We start from the raw sequence: 22,932 nt of genomic DNA, 5'->3' as shown, positions 1-22,932 counted from the left end.
AAGGGATTTCCCTGATTCGGTGACCAGCGTCGATGCCTAGCGTGTCATCGCACGTTCTCGTTGTCTCCACTGTCGACCGGCCCGCCGTCACCCACCGGTGCGGCCGGCCAACCCCCGGGCTGACCCGTCCTATCGGGCGGAAGAAGGAGTACCCAGGTGAGACGTAAGGTTCTCAGCCACAGCCTGGTGGCGCTCGCCACCGGCACGGCACTGACGCTGACCGCGACACCCGGTGTCGCGGCACCCGCACCCGCACCGGCCGCACCGAGCGCCGCCCCCGCGCAGCTGGCCGCCACCGCAGCCGACCAGCTCGTCGACAGCGCCGCCCCGGCGCTGCACCGGTCCGCCGGTGACGCACTGCGCCGTACGGGGGTGCAGGTCGGCAACCGCGGGCTGCACTACGTCACGTACGAGCGCAGCTACCGCGGCCTGCCGGTGGTCGGCGGCGACGTTGTCGTCACCACCGACTCGACCGGTGCGGTACGCGGCACCGCCGTCGCGCAGGAGTCCGCCATCACGGTCGACACCGCCCCGGCGGTGAGCACCGACCGGGCGGCCGCCACCGCCGCCGCCCAGCTCACCAAGGCAACCGAGACCACCACCCCGCGCCTGGTGGTGCTCGCCTGGGGTGCGCCCCGACTCGCCTGGGAGACGGTCGTCACCGGCTCGATCGGCAACGCGCCGAGCAAGCTGCACGTCTTCGTCGACGCCGTGAGCGGCGCGGTCGCGGACTCGTACGACGAGGTCCGCGCGGGCACCGGTAACAGCTACTACAACGGCACGGTCAGCATCAACACCTCGGGCTCCGGGTCGTCGTACTCGATGACCGACACGACCCGGTCCGGGCTGCGCTGCGGCGGGCAGACCGGCACCGCGTACACCGGCACGGACGACACCTGGGGCAACGGCTCCGGCACCAACCTGGAAACCGCCTGCGTCGACGCCATGTACGCCGCGCAGCGCGAGTGGGACCTGCTCGGCTCCTGGTTCGGCCGCAACGGCATCACCGGCAGCGGCGGCAGCCCGCCGATCCGGGTCGGCCTCAACGACGTGAACGCCTACTGGAACGGCAGTTACGTCAACTTCGGCCACAACCAGGCCAACACCCGCCAGGCGACCCCGATCGACGTGGTCGCGCACGAGCTGGGCCACGCCGTCTTCCAGTACACCCCGGGCGGCGCGGGCAGCGGCAACGAGAACGGCGGCATCAACGAGTCGACCGGCGACATCTTCGGCGCGCTGACCGAGGCGTTCGCCAACAACGCCAACGACCCGCCGGACTACCAGGTCGGCGAGGAGGTGGACCTGGTCGGCGAGGGCCCGATCCGCTACATGTACAACCCGTCGCTGGCCGGCGACCCGAACTGCTGGTCCACCTCGATCCCGAACACCGAGGTGCACGCCGCCGCCGGTCCGCTGAACCACTGGTTCTACCTGACCGCCGAGGGCTCCAACCCGGGCAGCGGCAAGCCGGCGAGCCCGACCTGCAACAGCTCCACGGTCACCGGCATCAGCATCCGCAAGGCCGGCGAGATCTACTACAACGCCCTGCTGGCCAAGACCTCGAGCTGGCGTTACGCCAACATCCGGGTCGCCACCCTGAACGCGGCGAAGAACCTCTACCCGGGTAGCTGCACCGAGTTCAACACGGTCAAGGCGGCCTGGAACGCGATCAGCGTGCCGGCCCAGTCGAGCGAGCCGACCTGTGGCACGGCGTCGAACGACTTCTCCATCTCGGCGTCGCCGACCGCCGGCAGCGTCGCGCCGGGTGCGGCCGCGACGACCACGATCAGCACCGCGGTGACCGCCGGGTCCGCGCAGACGGTCGCGCTCTCCGCCAGCGGCCTGCCCTCGGGTACGACCGCCGCGTTCAGCCCGTCGTCGGTGACCGCCGGGGGCTCGTCCACCCTGACGCTGAGCACCTCGGCGTCGACCCCGGCCGGCACGTACACGGTGACGGTCACCGGGACCGGCAGCGTGTCGCACTCGACGTCGTACGCGCTGACGGTGACCGGTGGCGGGGGTGGCGGTTGCTCCGGCACCAACGGCACCGACGTCGCCATCCCGGACAACGGTGCGGCGGTGACCAGCAGCATCACCATCGCCGGCTGCAACCGCAACGCCGGGACCGGCTCGACGATCGCGGTCAACATCGTCCACACCTACCGTGGTGACCTGGTCATCGACCTGGTCGCGCCGGACAACAGCGCGTACCGGCTGAAGAACAGCTCCAGCGACAGCGCCGACAACGTGAACACCACGTACACGGCGAACCTGTCCAGTGAGGCGGCGAACGGCACCTGGCGGCTGCGGGTGCAGGACGTGGCCTCGATCGACACCGGCTACATCAACACCTGGACGCTCACCCTCTGATCCACGCCCAACCCCGCCGGCCGTCGCCCGTACACCGGGCGGCGGCCGGTGCGTCCGATCTCGTCGGCGGCGGTAAACGGGCGTCCGGTACGCGCCGGATGCGCGACGATAGCGGCATGTCGAAGACGAACGATGCCGGCGGCACCTACGTGAATCCCGGCGGCGAATTCACCCGCGACCAGCGTTACATCGCCACCCGGATCACCGCGGACGGGCGGGACGGCTATCCGGTGGAACCCGACCGGTACCGGCTGGTGGCCAGCCGGGCGTGCCCGTGGGCGAGCCGGATGGTGATCGTCCGCCGGCTGCTGGGGCTGGAGGATGTCCTGTCGCTGGGCCTGGCCGGGCCGACCCACGACAAGCGGAGCTGGACGTTCGACCTCGATCCGGGCGGGCGCGACCCGGTGCTCGGCATCGAACGCCTCCAGGAGGCGTACTTCGCCCGCTTCCCCGGTTACGAGCGCGGCATCACCGTCCCGGCCATCGTCGACGTACCGACCGGGCAGGTGGTCACCAACGACTACGCGCAGATGTCGCTCGACCTCTCCACCGAGTGGACCGCCTACCACCGGCCGGGCGCCCCGAAGCTCTACCCGCAGGAGCTGCGGGAGGAGATCGAGCAGGTGAACCGGGTGGTCTTCGCCGACGTGAACAACGGCGTCTACCGCTGCGGCTTCGCCGGCTCCCAGGAGGCGTACGAGCGGGCGTACAAGCGGCTGTTCGACCGGCTCGACTGGCTCTCCGCCCGACTTGAGGGACAGCGTTACCTGGTCAGCGACACGATCACCGAGGCCGATGTCCGGCTGTTCACCACGCTGGTCCGCTTCGATGCCGTCTACCACGGGCACTTCAAGTGCAACCGGCAGAAGCTGACCGAGCTGCCGGTGCTGTGGGCGTACGCCCGTGACCTGTTCCAGACGCCGGGCTTCGGGGACACGGTCGACTTCGACCAGATCAAGCGGCACTACTACGTGGTGCACCGGGACATCAACCCGACCGGCATCGTACCGAGCGGCCCGGACCTTTCCGGCTGGCTCGACCCGCACGGGCGGGAGTCGCTCGGTGGCCGCCCGTTCGGCGACGGCACCCCACCGGGACCGGTCTCGGCCGGCGAGGCGGTCCCGGTGGAGCACACTCCGTACGCCGCGCTCTAGGGCCCGCGCGGGTCCGGCGGGTCAGGCGGTCGCGGCCCGGTCGAGGTCGGCGCGGGTGAGCAGCGACCGCAGCGCGATCCCGTCGGCGGCCAGCGCCTCGGCGCCGCCCTCCTGGCGGTCGATGACGCAGAGCGCGTGCTCGATCTTCGCCCCCAGCTCGCGGAGCTGGCCGGTGGAGATGGCGATCTGGCCGCCGGAGGTCACCACGTCCTCGACGACCAGGACGCGGGCACCACCGACGTCGGCGCCCTCGGCCAGCCTGGCGGTGCCGTACGACTTCGCGACCTTGCGGACGAACGCGCACGGCAGCCCGGTGTGCCGGCCCAGCGCGGTCACCACCGGGATGCCGCCGAGTTCCAGCCCGGCGAGCACCTCGGTGTCCGGCGGTACGAGCGCGGCCATCTCGGCGGCCAGGGCGTCGAGCAGCACCGGGTCGGCCTCGAAGCGGTACTTGTCGAAGTACTCGTCGGCGACACGGCCGGAACGGAGCACGAACCGGCCGGACAGGCGGGCGACGGTGTTCACCCGATGGGCGAGATCAACGAGAGTCACGAGGCACCATCATGGCAGATGTCGGGTGGTCGCCCGAATCGTCGGTCCACGCTGGACGCGCCGGTCGTGGCAGCACCCGCGCCGGATGGCGAGCGAGCGCGCGAGGGTCGGACGGCCCGGTCAGAGCGGGTGCAGGGTGACGGCGTCCAGTCGCCCACCGGTGATTTCCGCCGTGAGATAGGTGGCGTACGGCTGCCGGCGGCGGTCGGTGGGCGAGCCGGGGTTGAGCAGTCGCAGCCCGCCGGGTGCCTCGCTGTCCCAGGGGATGTGCGAGTGGCCGAAGATCAGCAGGTCGGTGTCCGGGAACCGGGCCGCGCAGCGGTTCTCCCGCCCGCCGGACGGCCCGGTCTCGTGGACGACCGCGACCCGGAGCCCGTCCAGTTCGGCCCGGGCGATCTCCGGCAGCCGTGCCCGCAGCTCGGGCCCGTCGTTGTTGCCGTAAACGCCGACCAGCCGGGCGCTGCGCGCGCTCAGGGCGTCGAGCAGCGCCTCGTTGACCCAGTCACCGGCGTGTACGACCACGTCGGCGGTGTCGACCGCGGCCCACACCTGCGCCGGTAGGTCACGGGCCCGCTTCGGCAGGTGGGTGTCCGCCATGATCACGAGACGCACCTGACCAGCCTAGCGAGGCCCGGTCGACCCGGTGCTATCTTAGGGTCCCTAAGTTATTTCTTAGTGTAAGGAAGATCGATATGCCACGGCAGGGTTTGACGACCGAGCGGGTCTCGGCCGCCGCCGCCGAACTGGCCGACGAGGTCGGGTTGTCGCGGTTGACCGTCGCGGCGGTCGCCCGACACTTCGGGGTGACAGACGCCGCCCTCTACGTGCACGTCCGCAGTCGCGACACGTTGATCGAGCAGGTCGCGGTCCGGGCGGCGGCCACGTTCAGCGACGAACTCGCGCTCGCCGTGGCCGGTCGTGCCGGCAAGCAGGCGCTCGTCGGGTTCGCCGACGCGTACCGGGCGTTCGCGGTGGCGCACCCCGGGCAGTACGCGGCAACCCAGCTCCCACTGCCGCCCGAGGTCGGCACCAGGTCCGCAGGGCATCTGCGCCTGATCGAGCTGAGCTACGCGATGCTTCGCGGTTACGGGCTCGACGAACCGGCGCTGACCGACGCCATGCGTTTCGTACGCAGCACCTTCCACGGTTTCGCGAGCCTCGAAACCGTGGACGGATTCGGACATCCCCGCGAGATCGACGCGTCGTGGAGCGGCATCCTCGACGCGGTCCACACCACCCTGAGCAACTGGCCGACCAGCACGAAGGAACAGCGATGAACATCCACGACACCCACGACCAGTACGTCCGCTCGGCGGGCGGCACCCGCCTGGTGGTCCGGCGCCTGGGTGCGGGCGACCCGGTCGTCCTCGTGCACGGCTCGGGCGGCGGGCTGCACTCCTGGGCCACGGTCGCCGAGCAGCTCGCCGACGGCTACCAGCTGTGGCTGCCGGCCCGGCGCGGGTACGGTCCCAGCGACGTCCCGCCGGCCGTCAAGTCGTTCGCGGACGAGACCGCCGACCTGATCGCGGTCATCGAGGCGGCGCGCGGGTCCTCGGGCAAGCCCGTACATCTCGTCGGCGCCTCGTACGGGGCGACCCTGGCGTTGCACGCCGCGTCGACAGGTCCGCGCGGCCTGCGTTCCCTGGCCGTCTTCGAGGCCCCGCTCTTCGCCGCCGGCCCGGAGATCGGGCCGTTGCTCGACCGCTACCGTTCGGCCTTCGAACGTGACGACGCCCGGGCGATGGCCGCGGTCCTGAACGAGGTGACGCGGGTGCCGGCCGAGGTCGTGGCGGCATTCGCGGCCGCGGCCGGGGACAGGACGCCGGACCCGGTCGAGGCGCGGCGCTCGGCGATCGGCTGGCTGCACGATCTCGAAGCGCTCGCCGGGGACGGCACCGACCTGACCCGGTGGGCCCGGATCGCCGTACCGACCCTGGTGATGCAGGGTGCCGACACCTGGGAGCCGATGCCGACCACGATGAACAACCTGGCCGCCACCATTCCCGGCGCACGGCAGATCATCTGGCCGGGCCAGTCGCACTTCGCGACCATGACCGCACCCACCCTGGTCGCCGACACGCTGCGTCGGTTCTTCGCCGAGGTGGCGGCATAGCCCGGCCGTGGTAGCGCCGCGACGTCAGCTCTTGAGGAAGGCGAGCAGGTCCTCGTTGACCTTGTCCTGCAGGGTCGCGGTCATCCCGTGCGGCGCACCGGGGTAGTAGATCTCCTGTGAACCCGGGATGAGCTGGGCCGACTTCGGCCCCGAGTCCTTGACCGGGACGATCTGGTCGTCTTCGCCGTGCATGACCAGGGTCGGGATGTCGAACTTCTTCAGGTCCTCGGTGAAGTCCGTCTCGGAGAAGGCCTCGATGCTGTCGTACGCGTTCTTCAGCCCCGACTGCATGCTCCAGAGCCAGAACTGGTCCAGGATGCCCTGCGAGACCTTCGCCCCCGACCGGTTCGCGCCGTAGAACATCAGGGCGAGATCCTTGTAGAACTGCGACCGGTCCTTGAAGAGCCCGGCACGCAGCTCGTCGAAGACGCTCTTCGGCAGCCCTTCGGGGTTGGCCTTGGTCTGCAACATCAGCGGCGGCACCGCCGAGATGAGCACCGCCTTGGCGACCCGCCCGGTGCCGTGCCGACCGATGTAGCGCGCCACCTCCCCACCACCGGTGGAGTGGCCGACGAGGCTGGCACCGGTGAGGTCGAGCGCCTCGATGACGGCGGCGAGGTCGTCCGCGTACCCGTCCATGTTGTTGCCGGCGGAGGTCTGGCTCGACCGGCCGTGGCCGCGACGGTCGTGCGCGACCACCCGGAACCCGTTCTGTACGAGGAAGAGCATCTGCCCGTCCCAGGCGTCTGCGCTCAACGGCCACCCGTGCGAGAACGTGACGACCGGACCCTCGCCCCAGTCCTTGTAGTACAGCTCGGTGCCGTCTTTGGTGGTGATGGTGCTCATCGTCGCCCTTCCTCTACGTCCGCAAGGCAGGCGGGCACTCGGCGCAGGTCGCATACCGGTCGAGCCGGCTCACATCCGACTCTAGACCGCCGTCCTGGCCCTGACCTGGGCTTCCCTGGAACACCCGAGGAGCCCTGGAGCGACGACAAGCGAGGGGTGCCGGGTCACCCGGCACCCCTCGGGAACATCAGTCTCGCCGGTAGTAGTGGGCGTTGGTGTCGTCAAACCGCCCACCGGTACGGCAGCAGCGGCGGAAACCGCCGCCCGGAACCACATGGACAGGGGTCCTTGCCGCCGAGCTTCTCGACCAGTTCGGTGTCGACACCGACGACCCGGTGCCCCCGTTTCACCTGCGACTCGCTAGAGGGAACCCCCTGCGGCGCTTGCTGGTCGACTCAAAAGGACGGCTCGGCGTCGTAGTCACGGCTCATCGTGATCGCCTCCTCGGTAGGGAACGCGGCGATCGAACGGTAGCGCTCGCGGCCCGGACCGGGCGACCGGTTTTCGACACCGCCCCGCTCCTCGATCCGGAACGCTTTCTGTACCGGTCAAGGAAATCTCTTGACCGGTACAGTCACCGGGCTTACTGTATCGGTACAGAAGAAATCGCGCCCACCCCGGAGGTCGTCATGGAACTGCCCGCCGCCTTTGTCATCGCCCTCAACGACGTCGAGTTCGAGTTCAACAGCGCCCGCCCCGACGCCCCGGTCGTCGCGTACGTCGAACGGCCGCAACGCGCGCGGCTGGTCCGTACGAAGATCGCCGAAGGACTCGTCCGCGCCGCCCGCGCGATCGAGCCGACCCGACCGGCTGCCTGCTAACCTCGATGCGCACACCGGTGCCCGTCGCCCAACCGTCGGCGCCGAACGGACCATCCGCCTCGGCGGCCACTCCCCCGGCCCTCGGCGACGGACGCAGATCAGCAACTGGCGGTGACGTGGCGCCACGGGTGACGTTGCAGACGATCGCCGACCGCGTCGGCGTGAGCCGGATGACCGTGTCGAACGCGTTCTCCAAACCCGACCAGCTCTCCGCCGCGCTACGCGAACGGATCCTCGACGCCGCCCGCGAGGTCGGCTACGCCGGGCCCGACCCGGCGGGACGGGCCCTGGCCAAGGGCACCACCGGAGCCGTCGGCATCGTGCTGACCTCCTCCCTGCGCTTCGCCTTCACCGACCTGGTCGCCACCAGCTTCCTCGGTGCGATCGCCGAACAGCTCGGCCCGACCGGTCTGGCACTGACCCTGCTGACGTCGTCGGACGACGGCGAGGTGATCCCGGCGCGGGACGTCGCGATGGACGGCGCGCTGGTCTACTCCTGCGATCCGACGTCGACCGCGGTCCAGTACCTGACCCGTCGCCGGCTTCCCCTGGTCTACGTCGACCAGGACCCGGTCGACGGCATCCCCGCCGCCAACGTGGACGACCGGTCCGGCGCCCGGGCCGCCGCCGCGCATCTCGTCGAGCTGGGACACCGGAGGATCGGACTGCTGATGTCCGGCCTGCACGGCACGCACGGACTGATCGAGCTCGACGACGTCGCGGTCGACGGGCACGCCTCCCGGCAACGGCTGCTCGGCTGGCGCGACGCGCTCGACGCCGCCGGGATCACCCCGTTGGTGGCGCGTCAGGACGGATCCGTGCCGGGGCAGGCGAAGGTGGGTGCCCGGCTGCTGCTGGACCGCCCCGACCGCCCGACGGCGATCCTCTGCTTCTCCGACGCGGTCGCCTACGGTGCTCTCCAGGCCGCCGAGGAACTCGGGATCCGGGTGCCGGCGGAACTGTCGGTCGTCGGCTTCGACGACAGCCCGCTGGCCACGCAGCTCCGGCCGGCGCTGACCACCGTCCGCCAGGACGTCGAGGCCAAGGGTCGGGTCGCCGCCGCCGCGCTCACCCGGGCGATCGAGGACACCCGCGCCGGGCGTACGGTCACGGCCGAACACGTCCTGCTCCCCACCGAACTGGTCGTCCGGGACAGCACCGCGCCACCGCCGGCCTGAGCGGTCCGCCGCTACTGCGTCTCGCCGCTACTGCGTCTCGTCCAGGTTGTCGGCGTAGTACCCGATCGCCCGGCGGTATCCCTGCACCCGCGCGTCCCCGCTGGTGGCCACGATCACCTTGAGCAGGCTCCGTACCGCCTCCCGGGCCTCGCCGACGTTGTAGAGCGCCATCGCCAGGAAGGTACGCAGGGCCGGGTCGTCCGGGAACTCCTCCAGTGCCCGCCGCAGCGTCGCCAGCGACTCCTCGTAACGGCCCAGCACCCGGTACGTGCTGCCGAGTCCCAGGTACGCCCCGTGCCGATCCTGCGGGGACAGACCCGTGCCCCGTAGCGCCCGCTCGTAGAACGGGACCGCCTCCGCCTCCAGTCCGGCGGCGTCATGTGCCCACGCTGCCTGGTACGCGATCGCCGCGTCCCACGGATGCCGGTCCACGAGACCCACCAGGCGCTCGCGCGCCTGCGCGGTCCCCTCCTCCCGCAGCCGTACCGCCTGCGACAGGACCGCCTCGTGTTGATCACCCATGTCGAAGCACGCTGCCACCTGAGCGCCGCGAACGGCAAACCCGGGTGGCCTGGCGTACGCCGGTCGGGGCCCACGGTGCCCGAGTCGACCCGTGAGAGGATTCACCCATGGCAAATCAGCAGGACGTCGACGGTTCCGACCGGCACAGCGGGTCGGACACCGCGCACCGCGACCTCGGCGGGAGCGTCGACGCCCGGCTTGCCCTCGCACAGAACCCCGCCACGTCGCAGACGACGCTCTACGAGCTGGCCTCCGACGCGTCGCCCGTGGTCCGCAGGGCGGTGGCGACCCGTACGGACGCACCGGCGCAGGCCCTGCGACCGCTGACCCGCGACCACGACCGGGACGTACGCGAGGCGGTGGCGCGCAACCCTTCGACCTCGGCCGGAAACCTGCTGCGGCTCGTCCGAGACGCCGACCGGTGGGTCCGCTGGGCGGTCGCCGGCAACCCGGGCTGCGACGAGTCGGTACGCCGGGCGATGGCCCAGGCGCAGGACAAGGAACTGCGTGGTCTGCTCGCCGAGACGAAGGAACTCGAACCCGAACTGGCCGCGATCCTGATCGAAGACGTCTCACCCGAGGTACGGGAACGACTCGCCATCCACACCCAGGACCCCGACGTGATCACCGCGCTGCTGGCCGACCGGACCGCGCGCGTACGCAAGGGGCTGGCCCGCAACACCCGGACCTCCGCCGAGCAGCGCCGCGCGCTGGCCCGCGATTCGGTGGTCGACGTCCGGGCCACGCTCGTACGTTCGCTCGAACTCGACGAGGAGGATCTGCACCGCCTGGTCGACGACCGCGCGGTGCAGGTGCGGCTGTCGATGGCGACGTCGCCCCTCGTCCCGGCGCACATCCGGCGTGCCCTCGAGGACGACCCGGACGAGACGGTGGCCGCCGCGGCACGGGACTTCGACCGGGCGCCCAAGAAAACCGCCACGGTCCGTACGCCGCGTGTCGGCGCCCGGCGCCCGAGCACCGGCCCCGCCCGTCGCCGCGAGGGCCCGCGCTAGGACTGCTCCGCGAGGGCCCGCGCTAGGACTGCTTCGCGAGGGCCCGCGCTAGGACTGCTTCGCGAGGCGGGCCGCCCGCAGCGTCAGATAGTGCTGTTCGGGCAGGCTGGTCGTCCGGCCGGCCGCCGAGCGGTAATTCTCGATCGCGGCCGCCCGGTCACCGAGCATCTCGTACAGGTGTGCCCTGGCCGCGTAGAGGCGGTGGTGCCCGGACATCCTCGGGTCGGTGTCCAGGGTCGCGAGGGCGTCGAGGCCGACGGCCGGGCCGTGCACCATCGCGGTCGCCACGGCCCGGTTGAGTGACACCACCGGGTTCGCCGAGTGCCGTTCCAGCACCTGGTACAGGGCGAGGATCTGCGGCCAGTCGGTCTTCTCCGCGCTCGGTGCCTCGTCGTGCAGTGCGGCGATGGCCGCCTGGAGTTGGTAGGGGCCGACCGGGCCCCGGGGCAGCGCGGCGGTGACCAGCGCGACGCCCTCGGCGATGGCGGCCGAATCCCAGCGGCTGCGGTCCTGGTCCGCCAGGGAGATCAGCGCACCGTCGGGCCCGGTGCGAGCGGCGCTGCGGGCCTCGGTGAGCAGCATCAACGCCAGCAGCCCGGCAACCTCGCTGTCCGAGGGCAGCAGGGCGTGCACGGCTCGGGCCAGCCGGATCGCCTCGCCCGACAGCTCCACGCGCCGCAGGTCCGGGCCGGCGCTGCTGGTGTGGCCCTCGTTGAAGATCAGGTAGAGCACGTGCAGCACCGCCTCCAGCCGGCGGGCCCGGTCCTCGCGGTCCGGCATCGAGAACGGGACACCGGAGGCCTTGATGCGCTGCTTGGCCCGGCTGATCCGCTGTGCCATGGTCGCCTCGGGCACCATGAAGGCTCGGGCGATCTCGGCCGTGGACAGGCCGCCGACGGCGCGCAGGGTCAGCGAGATCGCCGAGGCCGCCGACAGCGCCGGGTGGCAGCACATGAAGAGCACAACCAGTGTGTCGTCCCGGTCCGCGGTCGCCTCCAGGTCGGCGGCCGGTGCGGCGAGCAGGTCGTACGGCTCACGCCGGGCCGCGAGGTCCTCCCGGTTGCGCCGGGCCTGCTCGCTGCGTACCAGTTCGATCATCCTGCGGTAGCCGACCTGGATCAGCCAGCCGCGCGGGTTGTCCGGCAGCCCCTCCTGCGGCCACTGGGTCGCGGCGGCCAGCAGCGCCTCCTGCACCGCGTCCTCGGCAATGGTGAAGTCACCGAACCGCCGGGTGAGCACGCCGACGACCTGCGGCGCCAGCTCGCGCAGCAGGTCATCGACGTGTCGGTTGCCGTTCAGCTTCAGATCTCCTGCGGCGGCGCGGACATGACCGGGCGTACCTCGATCGGCATGTTCAGCGGGCGACCGCCGGGACCGGGTGCGGCCGACAGGCCGGCGGCGATCTCGACGGCCCGCTCGGGGGTCTCGGTGTCGACGATCCAGTAGCCGGCCAGGAACTCCTTCGTCTCGGCGAACGGCCCCTCGGTCACCACGGCCGAACCGCCGCCACCACCCCGTACGATCTTCGCCTGGTCCGCCCCGGCCAGGCCCTGGGCGTCGACCAGTTCCCCGGCGGCGGTCAGCTTGCCGTTCGCGTCGCGCATGAACCCGATGTGCGCCTGGATCTCCTCGGGGGTCCAGGTGTCGATCGAGGGGAAGTCGGCGTTCGCCAAGCTGAACTGCATCAGCAACATGTACTTCACGTCTTGCTCCTCAAGCCTGCGCGCCCGTCTGCGGCGCTCTCACAGTCAGGTAGAAGCAGGCGCCGCCGTCTCGACATCCTCGACCGGAAATCCTCGAAAAAAGTTCTGCCGGGCGGATTTTCCCCACCCTAACCGCGCCGACCCGCCCGACAGCAGCCGCCCACGCCGCTAGTCGACGAGGTGTTCGGGGCGTACGGGGACGGTGGTGAGGGCCCGGCCGGTGGCGGCACGGATCGCGGCGACCACCGCCGGGGTGGACGAGATGGTCGGCGGCTCTCCCACCCCGCGCAGCCCGTACGGGGCGTGCGGGTCGGCCATCTCCAGCACGTCCACCAGCATCGGCGGCGAGTCGAGGATGGTCGGGATCAGGTAGTCGGTGAAGGACGGGTTACGGATCAGCCCGTCGACGACCCGGATCTCCTCCATCACCGCCAGCCCGAGGCCCTGGATGGTGCCACCGTGGATCTGCCCCAGCACCGCCTGCGGGTTGACCGCCTTGCCGACGTCCTGGGCGGTGGCGATCTCGACCACCCGGACCAGGCCGAGTTCGGTGTCCACGTCGACGGTGGCGCGGTGGGCGGCGAAGGCGTACTGGACGTGGGCGTTGCCCTGGCCGGTGAGCGGGTGCAGCGACTCGGTCGGCCGGTGCCGCCACTGGACGGTCTCCTCCAGCGGCTCGTCGCCGAGCAGTTCGACCAGGTCGGCGACGGTCGCACCGGTCCCGTCGACCACCCGCCCGTCGACCAGCCGCGCTGCCGGGTCGGCGGCGCCGAGGCGGGCCAGCAGCTTCGTCCGTACCGCCTGGCAGGCCGCGCGGACCGCGCCCCCGGTCATGTACGTCTGCCGCGACGCCGACGACGACCCGGCGCTGCCGACCGCGGTGTCGGCGGTCGCCACGGTGACCCGGGCGACCCCGAGTTCGGTACGGGCGATCTGCGCCTGCACGGTGACCAGGCCCTGGCCGACCTCGGCGGCGGCGGTGTGCACCAGCACCGCCGGCTCACCGTTGATCAGCTCCAGCCGGACCCGGGCGGTGGAGTAGTCGTCGAAGCCCTCGGAGAAGCAGACGTTCTTGATCCCGATGGCGTAGCCGACCCCGCGCACGACGCCCTCGCCTCGGGTGGTGTTGGCCACCCCGCCGGGGCGTTCCCGTGGGTCGTCGGCGGCCGGTGGTGCCGCCGGTCGGTTCCGGACCAGGGCCAGCAGTTCGGCCACCGGGGCGGGCCCGTCGACCACCTGCCCGGTCGGCATCACCGCACCCTCGACCGACGCGTTACGAGTGCGCAGGTCGACCGGATCCAGTCCGAGCGCGTCGGCGAGCTTGTCCATCTGCGACTCGTACGCGAAGCACGCCTGGACCGCGCCGAAGCCGCGCATCGCCCCGCACGGCGGGTTGTTGGTCCGCACCCCGTACGCGTCCATGGTCACGTTCGGCACCTGGTACGGGCCGATGCCGAGGGTGGCGGCGTTGGCCACCACCGCCGGGGTGCTGGAGGTGTAGGCACCGCCGTCGAGCAGGATCCGGGCCTTGACGTAGACGAGTTTTCCGTCGCGGGTGGCACCGTGTTCGTAGCGCAACGTGGCCGGGTGCCGGTGTACGTGCCCGAAGAACGACTCCTCGCGGGAGTAGACCATCTTCACCGGGCGCCGAGTGTGCAGTGCCAGCAGGCTGGCGTGCACCTGCATGGAGAGGTCCTCGCGGGCACCGAACGCGCCGCCGACCCCGGCCAGGCTGAGCCGGACCAGTTCCGGCGGCAGGCCGAGGCAGGCGGCCACCTGCGCCTGGTCGACATGCAGCCACTGGGTAGCGATGAACAGATCGACGCCGCCGTCCTCGGCCGGCACGGCGAGGCCGGACTCCGGGCCGAGGAACGCCTGGTCCTGCATGCCGACCCGGTACTCACCGGTGACCACCACGTCGGCGGTCGCCGCAGGGTCGCCGTACCGGACCGGGACGTGCCGGACCAGGTGTCCGCCGGCCAGTGCCGCCTCGGCGTCGGTGACCGGGTCGAGCACCTCGTAGTCGACTTCGATCCGGGCCACCGCGCGGCGGGCGGTTTCCGGGTGGTCGGCGGCGACGATCGCGATCGCCTCACCCTGGTAATGCACCTCCGGCCAGGCCAGCACCGGCTGGTCGGCGGTCTCCAGGCCGTAGCACTTCGTGCCGGGCACGTCGTCGGCGGTGAGGACCGCGTACACCCCCGGCAGGGCGAGCGCCGCGGTCAGGTCGATGCGCAGCAGCCGGGCCCGGGGGTACGGGCTGCGCAGCGTCGCGCCCCAGAGCATGTCGTCGGCCCACAGGTCGGAGGAGAAGGCGAACTCCCCGGTGACCTTCAGCCGCCCGTCCGGCCGCCGCGCGCTCTGCCCGACACCACCCTCCACGGTGGTGGCGGGGGCCGTCGTGCTGACCGGTGTGCTCATGCGCGGGACCTCCGGATCAGGGTTCGGTGCGCCCGGCGGATCCGCCGCATCAGGTCCCGCTCGTCGGCCGTACGCAGTTCGCCGCGTTCGACCACCGGTCGACCCCCGACGAGCAGCAGTTCGACCGGGGCGGGCGGGCCGAACACCAGCGCGGCAACCGGGTCGTCGATGCCGACGTGGCCGAGCCCGTCGATCCGCCACACGGTCAGGTCGGCGAGCTTGCCGGGCTCGATCGAGCCGATCTGGTCCTCACGGCCGAGGCAGCGGGCGCCGCCGGTGGTGCCGAGCGCGAGGGCCTGCCGGGCGGTGAGCGCCGTCGGGCCGCCGCGCAGCCGGGCGGCGTACAGCGCCTGGCGCAGCTCGGCGCCGAGCTGGTTCGCCTCCTGCGACGCGGGCCCGTCGACACCGAGGCCGACCGGCACCCCGGCATCGAGCAGGTCCCGGGTGCGGGCGATGCCGGCGCCGAGGCGGGCGTTGGAACTGGGGCAGTGTGCGACCGAGGTGCCGGTGGCGGCGAGCCGGCCGACGGCGTGGTCGTCGAGGTGGACCCCGTGGGCCAGCCAGACGTCCGGGCCGAGCCAGCCGAGGCGTTCGGCGTATTCGACCGGGGTGCAGCCGTGCGTCTCGCGGCAGTAACCCTCCTCCTCGATGGTCTCGGCGAGATGGGTGTGCAGCCGTACGCCCCGGCGGCGGGCCAGCGCGGCGGCCTCGGTCATGAGTTTCGGGGTGACCGAGAACGGCGAGCAGGGCGCGACGGCGACCCGGACCATGGCGTCGTCGTCCGGGTCGTGGAACCGGTCGATCGCCTCCTCGGTGGCGGCGAGCGCGGTGTCGGTGTCCTCCACGATGTCGTCCGGCGGCAGCCCACCGTTGGCCCGGCCGAGGTCCATCGAGCCTCGGGCGGGGTGGAACCGCAGCCCGATCTCGGTCGCCGCCTCGACCTGCGCGGCCATCAGGTCGCCGCCGTCACGCGGGTAGACGTAGTGGTGGTCGGTGCTGGTGGTGCAGCCGGACAGGGCCAGCCAGCCGAGGCCGGCGGAGGTGGTGGCGGCGACCACCTCGGCGTCCAGCCCGGCCCAGACCGGGTAGAGCTCGCCGAGCCAGCCGAAGAGGTTCTGCTGCTGGGCCATGCCCCGGGTCGCCCACTGGTAGAGGTGGTGGTGGGTGTTGACCAGGCCGGGGGTGACCAGGCAGCCGGTGCCGTCGACCCGGCGTACGGAGCGGTGGTAGCGGCCGGCGTGACCGGGGCCGACGGCGACGATCCGGCCCTCGTCGACCACCACGTGGCCGTCGAGGTACTCGGTGCCGTCGGCGTCGACGGTCGCCACCGCGCAGTTCTCAATGATGATCATCGTGACCGTCCGGGGACGCTGGGGTGGCGGCGGCCAGCCGTACGGCCGCCATGATGTGCTCGTAACCGGTGCACCGGCACAGGTTCCCGGCCAGCGCCTCGCGGATGTCCTGGTCGGCCGGGGACGGGTCGCGGGCCAGCAGGTCGTGCACCGCCACCATCAGCCCCGGTGTGCAGAACCCGCACTGCACCGCACCGGCGCTGACGAACGCGCGTTGCACCCGGTCGAGCGTGCCGTCCGGGCCGGACAGCCCCTCGACCGTACGCACCTCGCGGTCCTGCGCCTGTCCGGCCGCCACCAGGCAGGCGCAGACCGGCGTACCGTCCAGGTAGACCGTGCACGAACCACATTCTCCCTGTTCACAGGCGTTCTTGGCGCCGGGCAGGCCGAGTCGTTCGCGGAGCAGGTAGAGCAGGCTCTCCCCCGGCCAGACGTCGTCGGCGGTACGCGGCTCCCCGTTCACCACGCAGTTGACCCTCATCCCCGATCCCCCTCCCGAAGGTCACGCCAGGCCCAGTGCAGGGTCCGGCGGGCCAGTACGGCGAGCGCGTGCCGGCGGTAGGCGGCGGTGCCGCGTACGTCGTCGATCGGGCTGGCCGCCGCCGCGACGAGGTCCCCGAAGCGGCGGGCCAGCGATTCCGGCAACGCCCCGACGTCGTCCCAGGGCAGGTCGGCGGCGAGCAGGTCCTCGGCCGCCCCGGCTCGCAGCGGCGTCGGCCCGGCCGAACCGATGCCGGTGCCGACCCGGCGCGTCACCGGGTCCAGGGCCAGCCCGAACGAGCAGACCGCGATCACCATCGCGTTGCGGGTGCCGACCTTCGCGAACTGCTGCGGTCCCCGGGCCGGCGGCACCAGGAACGCCGCGATCAGCTCGTCGGGCGCCCGTACGCTGCGCTTTGGTCCGGTGAAGAACTCGGCCACCGGCACCCGGCGGGTACCGCGGACCGAGGCCAGCTCGACCAGGGCACCGGCGGCGAGCAGCGGCGGGTGCGCGTCCCCGGCCGGCGACGCGGAACCGAGGTTGCCGCCGACCGTGCCCCGGTTGCGGATCTGCGGCGAGCCGACGGTACGCGCGGCCAACGCCAGCCCCGGCAGCGCGCGGCCGAGTTCGTCGATGATCCGCCGGTACGTGACACCGGCACCGACCCGGATCAGTTCACCGTCGCAACTCCACTGCGCCAGGGCGTCGACCCGGCTCAGGTCGAGCAGCACACCCGGCCGGCGGCGGTCGAAGTTCAACTCCACCATCACGTCGGTGCCACCGCAGATCGGCACCGCCTCCGGGTACGCGGCCTTCGCCGCCAGCGCGTCGGTGAAGCTCGCCGGTGCCAGGAACTCCATCAGTGCCGCCCGCCGTCCGCCGGGTCGACGGTCCCGTCGTCGGCCCGGCGGACGGTGCCCTCGATCAGCCCGTACGGGCGGTCGGTCGCGACGAACACCTCGTTCGGGTTGTCCAGCCCGAACGGGGTCAGGTCCACCAGCAGGTGGTGTTTGTTCGGCAGCGACAGCCGTACCTCGGTGATCTCGGGCCGGTCGGTCAGCACCCGGTGGCCCATCGCGTACAGGGTCTGTTGCAGGGAGAGGCTGTAGGTCCCGACGAACGCGTCGACCAGTCCGGCACGGGCTGCGCCGTAGGAGTCTTCCCAGTCGAGGTTGTCGCCCCGGTAGTGCCAGCGCGCGTCGACGGCGGTGGCGAGGATCCGGTCGTTCGTCTCCGGCAACGTCGTGTACGGGTCCTTGACGTAGCCGTGGAACTCCGAGTCGGTGGAGTTGAGCAGCACCAGCCCGGTCAGCCCGGCCTCGACCTCCGTGCGCCCGTCGGTGCAGGTCACGGTGGCGGTACGCACCTCGCCGCCGGCCCGCTGGAACGAGTGCGGGCCGAGCCGCTGCCAGCCGTACTCCTCGATGTGAACGGTGGCGGTGTCGATCGCCGGCTGGGAGGCGACGAAGTGCCGGGCCAGCCGCAGCCCGAACTCCTCGATCCCGTCGACGCCGTGGGCGCGGGCGAAGGCGTACACGGTGTTCTTCTGCGAGTCGGTCGGCAGGACCACGGTGTTGTCGCCGGTCAGGTGGGTGGCGGCCAGGTCACCGGCGAGCGTCACGCTCACGTTGAGGTCGCGCAGGTCGTGCCGCCCACCGGCACGGACCACCCGGACCAGGCGCACCTCGGCCTTGCCGTACTGGTTGGCCCCGAGCACGATCGACATCGCTCAGCTCCCTCGGTAGGTGGTGTAGCCGTACCGGCCGAGCAGCAGCGGCACGTGGTACGCCTGGTCCGGATCGCGGAGCTGGAAGGCGACGGTGATCTCCGGGAAGAAGGTGTCGCCGTCGAAGTACGTCTCGACGTAGAACACCAGCCGGTAGCCACCGGCCTGGCAGTCGTGCAACGGCACCCAGTCGCGCAGCCGCCCGTCGGCGTCGGTACGCCCCTGCGCCACCAGCGTCCAGCCACCGGAGTCGTGCCGTTCGAACCGGACGTGCACCCCGGCGGCGGGTGCCCCGCGCCCGGTGTCGAGCACGTGGGTGGAGATCCGGGCGTAGGTCTCGCTCATCACGCCGGTCCCGGCGCTTCGGTCGTGGTGGCGGGTTCGGTGCCGAGCAGCCGTTCCAGCCGCAGCCGGGCGATCTGTCGCAGTTCCCCGTGGACCACCCGGCGTTCGGTGTCGTCGTCGTGGCGCAGCCGCTGCCGTGCCGCGGCGAGCATCTCGTCCTGCGTCCGGCCACTGGCGAAGATCAGGAAGAGGTGGCCGAAGCGGCGTTCGTACTCCTGGTTCGCCTGCGCCAACGCGGCCCTGGTGTCGGCGTCGGCGTCGGTGACGCCGGCCTGTTCCCGGCGCGACCAGGACGACTCCCGGTCGGTGCCGGTGGGGCGCTCGCCGATGCGCGGGTGCGCGGCGAGCGCCTGCGCGACCTCCGCCCAGGTCAGTGCCGCCAGCGCGGCGTCGGCGGTCGCGACCAGCACCCCCAGGTCCGGGTACGGCCGCCCGGCGACCATCCTCTGCGCCCACGCCGGTACGGCACAGCAGGCGAGCAGGTCCCGCTCGACCTCGTCGGCCGGTCGGGTGTTGAAGCTTTCGAGGGTGTGGCCGGATGCGTCGATGCCTTCCACCTCCCCAGCGGTTGCGAGAAGTACAACAGTCCGTCAGCGGTAGCTGAACCGGCAGCAACACCCAATTCGCAACAGTGGACCCGTAGGGTTTCCGTAGCTTCCTCCAAACCCGAGTCAACTCCCCGTGGCCCGACCGGAAGGAACTGCTCATGCTGCTACGCGAGGCGCTGCACCGGCCGCGGTTGCGACTCACCCTGTTGACCGGCGCCGACGAGCTCGAACGACCGGTGAGCCGGGTCTACGTGACCGACCTGCCCGATCCCCGGCGCTACCTGTCCGGCGGCGAGATCGTGCTGACCGGTCTGGTCTGGTGGCGCGACGCCGCCGACTCGGAGGCGTTCGTCGCCGCCTGCGCGCAGGCGTCGGTGACCGCGATCGGCGCCGGTGACGCGGTTTTCGGTACGGTCCCCGACGACCTGGTCGACGCCTGCCGCCGGCACCGGATGCCGCTGTTCGAGGTGCCGGTCGAGGTGTCCTTCCGGGACATCGTCGACGAGGTGAACCCTTCCCTGTGGGCGCAGCGGGCCAGTGGCCTGGCCACCGTGCTGGGCCGGCACCGGGGTCTGGTGGCGGCGATGGCGGCCGGCGCACGCCTGGTCGACCTGCTGCCGCCGGCCGCCGCCGAACTCGGCGTGGACTGCTGGGTTCTCACGCCGACCGGGCGATCGATCGCCGACACCACCGGCCTTGCCCCGGCGGACCGGGCGACGGTGGCGCGTGCCTTCCTCGCCGCCGGCCGGCTGCCGGCACAGGTCACCGTGGACGGTCGCCGGCTCGCGGTGTTCGGAGTGCCCGGCCGCCCCGAACACCGGCTGGCCTCCTGGCTGCTCGCCTGCGCGGTCGCCCCGCGCGCCCCACTGGCGACCGCCGGTGGGGCCGCGATGTCCGGCGGCCACACCGCGCCATCCGGCGGGCCGGCGGACGCGGCCGAGGTGAGCGGGCTGGCCGACGCCGCCGCGGAGCTGACCAGCCTGGTCGCGCTGGAACGGGCCCAGGTCGACGAGGCACTGCGGATCGAGCGGCGCCTCGCCGACCAGCTCGGTGCCACCCTGACCGGCGGTGAGCAGGGCGACCTGCGCGGCCGACTGCTCTCCTGCGGACTGCCTCCGGAGTCGACGTTCCTGGTGCTCAACGCCAGCCTGACCGGCCTGCGTACGCCGTCGGAGCTGGCCGTCACCGTCTGCGCCGAACTGGTCGGGCCGGCCGCGGACCGGGTCGCGGTGACCGACGCGGGGTCGCCCGACACCGTGCTCGCCGTGCTGGCCGTGTCGCCGGAGCAGGCGCCCGCCGCGTTGGAGACGATCCGGGCCGGCGTCGCCGCGTACGGGCCGGGGCTCGGCAACGGGCGGTTGGCGGTCGGGGTGAGCGGGTTGGCGGCCGGGCCGGGGGCGCTGGGCGGCGCGGTCGAGGAGGCCCGCCACGCGTTGCGTACGGCGGTCGCCCGCGACGAGCAGGCAACCCTGGTCAGCGCCGACGAACTCGCCTCGCACCTGCTCCTGTTGGCCGGCGTACCGGCCGACACCCGGCGGGCGTTCCAGCGCCGGCTGCTCGCCCCGCTGCTCGCGTACGACCGGACGCACAACGCGAACCTGCTCCGGACGCTCGACTCGTTCCTCGCCGCGGGCGGCTCATGGACCCGGTGCGCGACCCTGCTGCACCTGCACGTCAACACGTTGCGCTACCGGATCGGCCGGATCGAACAGCTCACCGGCCGGGACCTGTCCCGCTTCGAGGACCGGGTCGACTTCTTCCTCGCCCTGCGCCTGCCCCGCTGACCCGGTTCGCGCCTGCCCGGACGGGCGGTGCGGGCGGGGCTGGTGGGTGCGGGCGTGGATCCGGCCGTCGGTGTGGGACAGCCGGGTGCCGTCGCCGCCCCAGCGGTTGGCCACGATCTCGGCGGCGATGCTGACCGCGGTCTCCTCCGGCGTACGCGCACCGAGGTCCAGCCCGATCGGGGAGGCGAGCCGGGCCAGCGCCGGCTCGGGCACTCCTGCCTCGCGCAGCCGGGCCAGCCGGTCGTGGTGGGTACGCCGGGAACCCATCGCGCCGACGTACGCCAGCGGCAGGTCGAGCGCGACCCGCAGCACCGGCACGTCGAACTTCGGGTCGTGGGTCAATACGCAGACCACGGTCCGCTCGTCGAGCTGCCCGGCCGTTGCCTGCTCGGCCAGGTATCGGTGCGGCCAGTCGACCACCACCTCGTCGGCGTCCGGGAACCGGCGGGCGGTGGCGAAGACCGGGCGGGCGTCGCAGACCGTCACCCGGTAGCCGAGGAAGGTGCCCACCCGGGCGACCGCGGCGGCGAAGTCGATCGCACCGAAGACGATCATCCGGGCCGGTGGGGCGTACGCGTTGAGCAGCAGGGTCAGCCCGGTGCCCCGGCGTTGCCCGTCGGTGCCGTAGTGCAGCAGTCCCGTACGTCCGGCGGCGAGCAGCCCGCGGCCGTCGTCGGTGGCAGCGTCGTCGAGCCGGTCCGAGCCGAGCGATCCGCGCCGACGGTCCGGCCACAGCACCATCCGCCGGCCGAGCCGCTCGGCCGGTCCCGCGACGCAGGTGAGTACGGCCACCGGGGTTCGCGCGGCGATCGACGCGGCCACGTCGGCGAGGTCGGGGAAGCTGCCCCGGTCCACCCGTTCGACAAAAACCTCGATGCTGCCACCGCAGGTCAGCCCCACCGCGTACGCGTCGTCGTCGTGCACGCCGTAGCGCTGCGACTGCGGCACCCCGGCGGCCACCACCTCCTGGCACAGGTCGTAGACGGCTGCCTCGACGCAGCCACCGGAGACGCTGCCGACCGCGCTCCCGTCCGGCCCGACCAGCATGGTGGCGCCGGGTTGCCGGGGCGCGCTGCGCCAGGTGGCGACGACGGTGGCCATCCCGACCGGCGCGTCCGCGTGCCACCAGCGCATCAGGTCGTCCAGTACCTCACGCATGGAACCAGTGTGGCCGGTCAGCCATCGACCGTCGCCACGATCGACCCGTGCACCACCCGGTCGAGGTCGGCCGGGGTGTCGACGTCGGTGTTGTCGGCGACGTCGGCGCAGGGCACCACCCGCAGGTCCGACTCGTGCTCGCGCAGGTATCCGCGCGCGCCCGCGTCCCCGATCGCGAGGGCGGACACCCCTGGCCAGTGCGCCCGTCCGAGTAGCACGGGGTGCCCGCGCTGGTCGCCGTACCCGGCGGTGGCGAGGGTGTCCGGTCCGGCCAGGGCGACCAGCCGGCGTACCGCAGCCGGGGTGATGCCGGGCATGTCCACCAGGAGTACGAGGGCGGCCACCGCCGCAGTGTGGTGCAGGGCAGTGAGGCCGGCGCGCAGCGACGAGCCCAGCCCGGTCGCCCAGTCGGGGTTGTCGATCGGTACGGCGCCGTCGAGGTCGGCCTCGGCCCGCACGGTGTCGGCCTCGGCGCCGAGCACGGTCAGCACCGGGGTGCACCCACCGGCGCGGGCGGTCGCCACCGCACGCTCGACCAGCAGCCGGCCGTCAACCTCGATCAGGGCCTTGGGACGCCCGAAACGCCGGCCGGCTCCGGCGGCGAGGACAAGCGCGGCGACCGGCTCTGGAGCGTGTGTCGGCTCACATCCCACGCCTCAGAGCGTAGTCGGAGTCCGAAATTCAGTCTGATTTTTACCCTTGGATGCAATATGAGAACTATATACATCGTACTTTCGGCTAGCTTCACGCTGACTAAACAGGTTATGGTGGCTGCACTGATCGGCCCTAAGCGAACAACCGATCAGGTCACAGCAACACCGAACGACCTACAACGAACTTTT

23 protein-coding genes and 1 pseudogene are annotated in these 22,932 nt (G+C 72.1%); 8 read left to right on the top strand and 16 right to left on the bottom strand.

Annotated elements, in window-relative coordinates:
• The first annotated feature begins 156 nt into the window (after nt 1-156).
• Complete coding sequence (locus AB0J90_RS19915; protein WP_363597834.1) at nt 157-2,373, top strand: M4 family metallopeptidase; 2,217 nt, start codon at nt 157-159, stop codon at nt 2,371-2,373.
• Nucleotides 2,374-2,471: 98 nt separating this feature from the next.
• Entirely contained in the window at nt 2,472-3,527 is a 1,056-nt protein-coding gene (locus AB0J90_RS19910; protein WP_363597832.1) for a glutathione S-transferase C-terminal domain-containing protein, read from the top strand.
• 21 nt (nt 3,528-3,548) lie between these two features.
• On the opposite strand, the gene AB0J90_RS19905 is transcribed toward AB0J90_RS19910, so the two are convergent.
• Together AB0J90_RS19905 and AB0J90_RS19900 are read right to left on the bottom strand one after the other, a co-directional pair.
• The gene (locus AB0J90_RS19905) at nt 3,549-4,079 is read right to left on the bottom strand and encodes a phosphoribosyltransferase family protein (RefSeq protein WP_363597830.1); all 531 of its coding nucleotides are present in this window, start codon (nt 4,077-4,079) and stop codon (nt 3,549-3,551) included.
• 120 nt (nt 4,080-4,199) lie between these two features.
• The gene (locus AB0J90_RS19900) at nt 4,200-4,691 is read right to left on the bottom strand and encodes a metallophosphoesterase (protein WP_363597828.1); all 492 of its coding nucleotides are present in this window, start codon (nt 4,689-4,691) and stop codon (nt 4,200-4,202) included.
• 80 nt (nt 4,692-4,771) lie between these two features.
• Between AB0J90_RS19900 and AB0J90_RS19895 the strand changes: the two genes are divergently transcribed.
• Both AB0J90_RS19895 and AB0J90_RS19890 read left to right on the top strand, forming a co-directional pair.
• Entirely contained in the window at nt 4,772-5,356 is a 585-nt protein-coding gene (locus tag AB0J90_RS19895; protein WP_363597826.1) for a TetR/AcrR family transcriptional regulator, read from the top strand.
• Entirely contained in the window at nt 5,353-6,192 is an 840-nt protein-coding gene (locus AB0J90_RS19890; protein ID WP_363597824.1) for an alpha/beta fold hydrolase, read from the top strand. The genes AB0J90_RS19895 and AB0J90_RS19890 overlap by 4 nt, the downstream gene beginning before the upstream one ends.
• A 24-nt stretch (nt 6,193-6,216) precedes the next feature.
• Here AB0J90_RS19890 and AB0J90_RS19885 read toward each other — a convergent pair whose 3' ends face one another.
• A complete protein-coding gene (locus AB0J90_RS19885) occupies nt 6,217-7,038 on the bottom strand; it encodes an alpha/beta hydrolase (protein WP_363597822.1) in 822 nt (273 codons plus the stop codon).
• 221 nt (nt 7,039-7,259) lie between these two features.
• Complete coding sequence (locus AB0J90_RS19880; protein WP_363597820.1) at nt 7,260-7,388, bottom strand: SEC-C metal-binding domain-containing protein; 129 nt, start codon at nt 7,386-7,388, stop codon at nt 7,260-7,262.
• 279 nt (nt 7,389-7,667) lie between these two features.
• Here AB0J90_RS19880 and AB0J90_RS19875 point away from each other — a divergent pair, with 279 nt between their 5' ends.
• Both AB0J90_RS19875 and AB0J90_RS19870 read left to right on the top strand, forming a co-directional pair.
• Nucleotides 7,668-7,859, top strand: coding sequence for a hypothetical protein (locus tag AB0J90_RS19875; RefSeq protein ID WP_363597818.1), 192 nt, complete (start codon nt 7,668-7,670; stop codon nt 7,857-7,859).
• A gap of 128 nt (nt 7,860-7,987) precedes the next feature.
• Nucleotides 7,988-9,037, top strand: coding sequence for a LacI family DNA-binding transcriptional regulator (locus AB0J90_RS19870; RefSeq protein ID WP_363597816.1), 1,050 nt, complete (start codon nt 7,988-7,990; stop codon nt 9,035-9,037).
• A 27-nt stretch (nt 9,038-9,064) separates the two neighbouring features.
• Here the strand turns inward: AB0J90_RS19870 and AB0J90_RS19865 are convergent, their stop codons facing one another.
• Nucleotides 9,065-9,559, bottom strand: coding sequence for a tetratricopeptide repeat protein (locus AB0J90_RS19865; RefSeq protein WP_363597814.1), 495 nt, complete (start codon nt 9,557-9,559; stop codon nt 9,065-9,067).
• A gap of 107 nt (nt 9,560-9,666) precedes the next feature.
• On the opposite strand from AB0J90_RS19865, the gene AB0J90_RS19860 reads away from it, so the two are divergent.
• Nucleotides 9,667-10,572 (top strand): hypothetical protein, encoded by a 906-nt coding sequence (locus AB0J90_RS19860; protein WP_363597812.1) that lies wholly within the window; start codon nt 9,667-9,669, stop codon nt 10,570-10,572.
• Nucleotides 10,573-10,620: 48 nt separating this feature from the next.
• Here the strand turns inward: AB0J90_RS19860 and AB0J90_RS19855 are convergent, their stop codons facing one another.
• From AB0J90_RS19855 to uraD, 9 genes are all read right to left on the bottom strand, one after another.
• Nucleotides 10,621-11,871 (bottom strand): sigma-70 family RNA polymerase sigma factor, encoded by a 1,251-nt coding sequence (locus tag AB0J90_RS19855; RefSeq protein WP_363598208.1) that lies wholly within the window; start codon nt 11,869-11,871, stop codon nt 10,621-10,623.
• 2 nt (nt 11,872-11,873) lie between these two features.
• Nucleotides 11,874-12,266: a YciI family protein gene (locus tag AB0J90_RS19850; RefSeq protein WP_363598206.1), complete on the bottom strand. Its 393-nt coding sequence runs from the start codon at nt 12,264-12,266 to the stop codon at nt 11,874-11,876.
• Nucleotides 12,267-12,443: 177 nt separating this feature from the next.
• A complete protein-coding gene (pucD, locus tag AB0J90_RS19845) occupies nt 12,444-14,696 on the bottom strand; it encodes a xanthine dehydrogenase subunit D (protein ID WP_363597810.1) in 2,253 nt (750 codons plus the stop codon).
• The gene (locus AB0J90_RS19840; protein ID WP_363597808.1) at nt 14,693-16,048 is read right to left on the bottom strand and encodes an 8-oxoguanine deaminase; all 1,356 of its coding nucleotides are present in this window, start codon (nt 16,046-16,048) and stop codon (nt 14,693-14,695) included. Before AB0J90_RS19840 ends, pucD begins: the two co-directional genes overlap by 4 nt.
• The gene (locus AB0J90_RS19835; RefSeq protein WP_363597806.1) at nt 16,035-16,529 is read right to left on the bottom strand and encodes a (2Fe-2S)-binding protein; all 495 of its coding nucleotides are present in this window, start codon (nt 16,527-16,529) and stop codon (nt 16,035-16,037) included. The genes AB0J90_RS19840 and AB0J90_RS19835 overlap by 14 nt, the downstream gene beginning before the upstream one ends.
• Nucleotides 16,526-17,389 (bottom strand): FAD binding domain-containing protein, encoded by an 864-nt coding sequence (locus AB0J90_RS19830; protein WP_363597804.1) that lies wholly within the window; start codon nt 17,387-17,389, stop codon nt 16,526-16,528. The genes AB0J90_RS19835 and AB0J90_RS19830 overlap by 4 nt, the downstream gene beginning before the upstream one ends.
• Nucleotides 17,389-18,255, bottom strand: a complete 867-nt coding sequence (gene pucL / locus AB0J90_RS19825) for a factor-independent urate hydroxylase (RefSeq protein WP_363597801.1) — start codon at nt 18,253-18,255, stop codon at nt 17,389-17,391. Before pucL ends, AB0J90_RS19830 begins: the two co-directional genes overlap by 1 nt.
• Nucleotides 18,256-18,258: 3 nt before the next feature.
• A complete protein-coding gene (gene uraH, locus AB0J90_RS19820; protein ID WP_363597799.1) occupies nt 18,259-18,600 on the bottom strand; it encodes a hydroxyisourate hydrolase in 342 nt (113 codons plus the stop codon).
• Entirely contained in the window at nt 18,600-19,157 is a 558-nt protein-coding gene (gene uraD / locus AB0J90_RS19815; RefSeq protein ID WP_363597797.1) for a 2-oxo-4-hydroxy-4-carboxy-5-ureidoimidazoline decarboxylase, read from the bottom strand. Before uraD ends, uraH begins: the two co-directional genes overlap by 1 nt.
• A gap of 149 nt (nt 19,158-19,306) precedes the next feature.
• Between uraD and AB0J90_RS19810 the strand changes: the two genes are divergently transcribed.
• Nucleotides 19,307-20,932 (top strand): PucR family transcriptional regulator ligand-binding domain-containing protein, encoded by a 1,626-nt coding sequence (locus AB0J90_RS19810; protein ID WP_363597795.1) that lies wholly within the window; start codon nt 19,307-19,309, stop codon nt 20,930-20,932.
• Between the two features lie 126 nt (nt 20,933-21,058).
• Here AB0J90_RS19810 and AB0J90_RS19805 read toward each other — a convergent pair.
• Nucleotides 21,059-22,033 (bottom strand): annotated as a pseudogene (locus AB0J90_RS19805) (XdhC/CoxI family protein); the annotation flags it as partial.
• Nucleotides 22,034-22,107: 74 nt separating this feature from the next.
• Nucleotides 22,108-22,743 (bottom strand): nucleotidyltransferase family protein, encoded by a 636-nt coding sequence (locus tag AB0J90_RS19800; RefSeq protein WP_363597793.1) that lies wholly within the window; start codon nt 22,741-22,743, stop codon nt 22,108-22,110.
• Nucleotides 22,744-22,932: the final 189 nt, after the last annotated feature.

The sequence above is a fragment of the Micromonospora sp. NPDC049523 genome, from assembly GCF_040676775.1.
Taxonomy (GTDB): Bacteria; Actinomycetota; Actinomycetes; order Mycobacteriales; family Micromonosporaceae; genus Micromonospora_G.
Note: the sequence above shows the minus strand (reverse complement) of the source record. Positions and strands in the feature narration are given on the sequence as shown.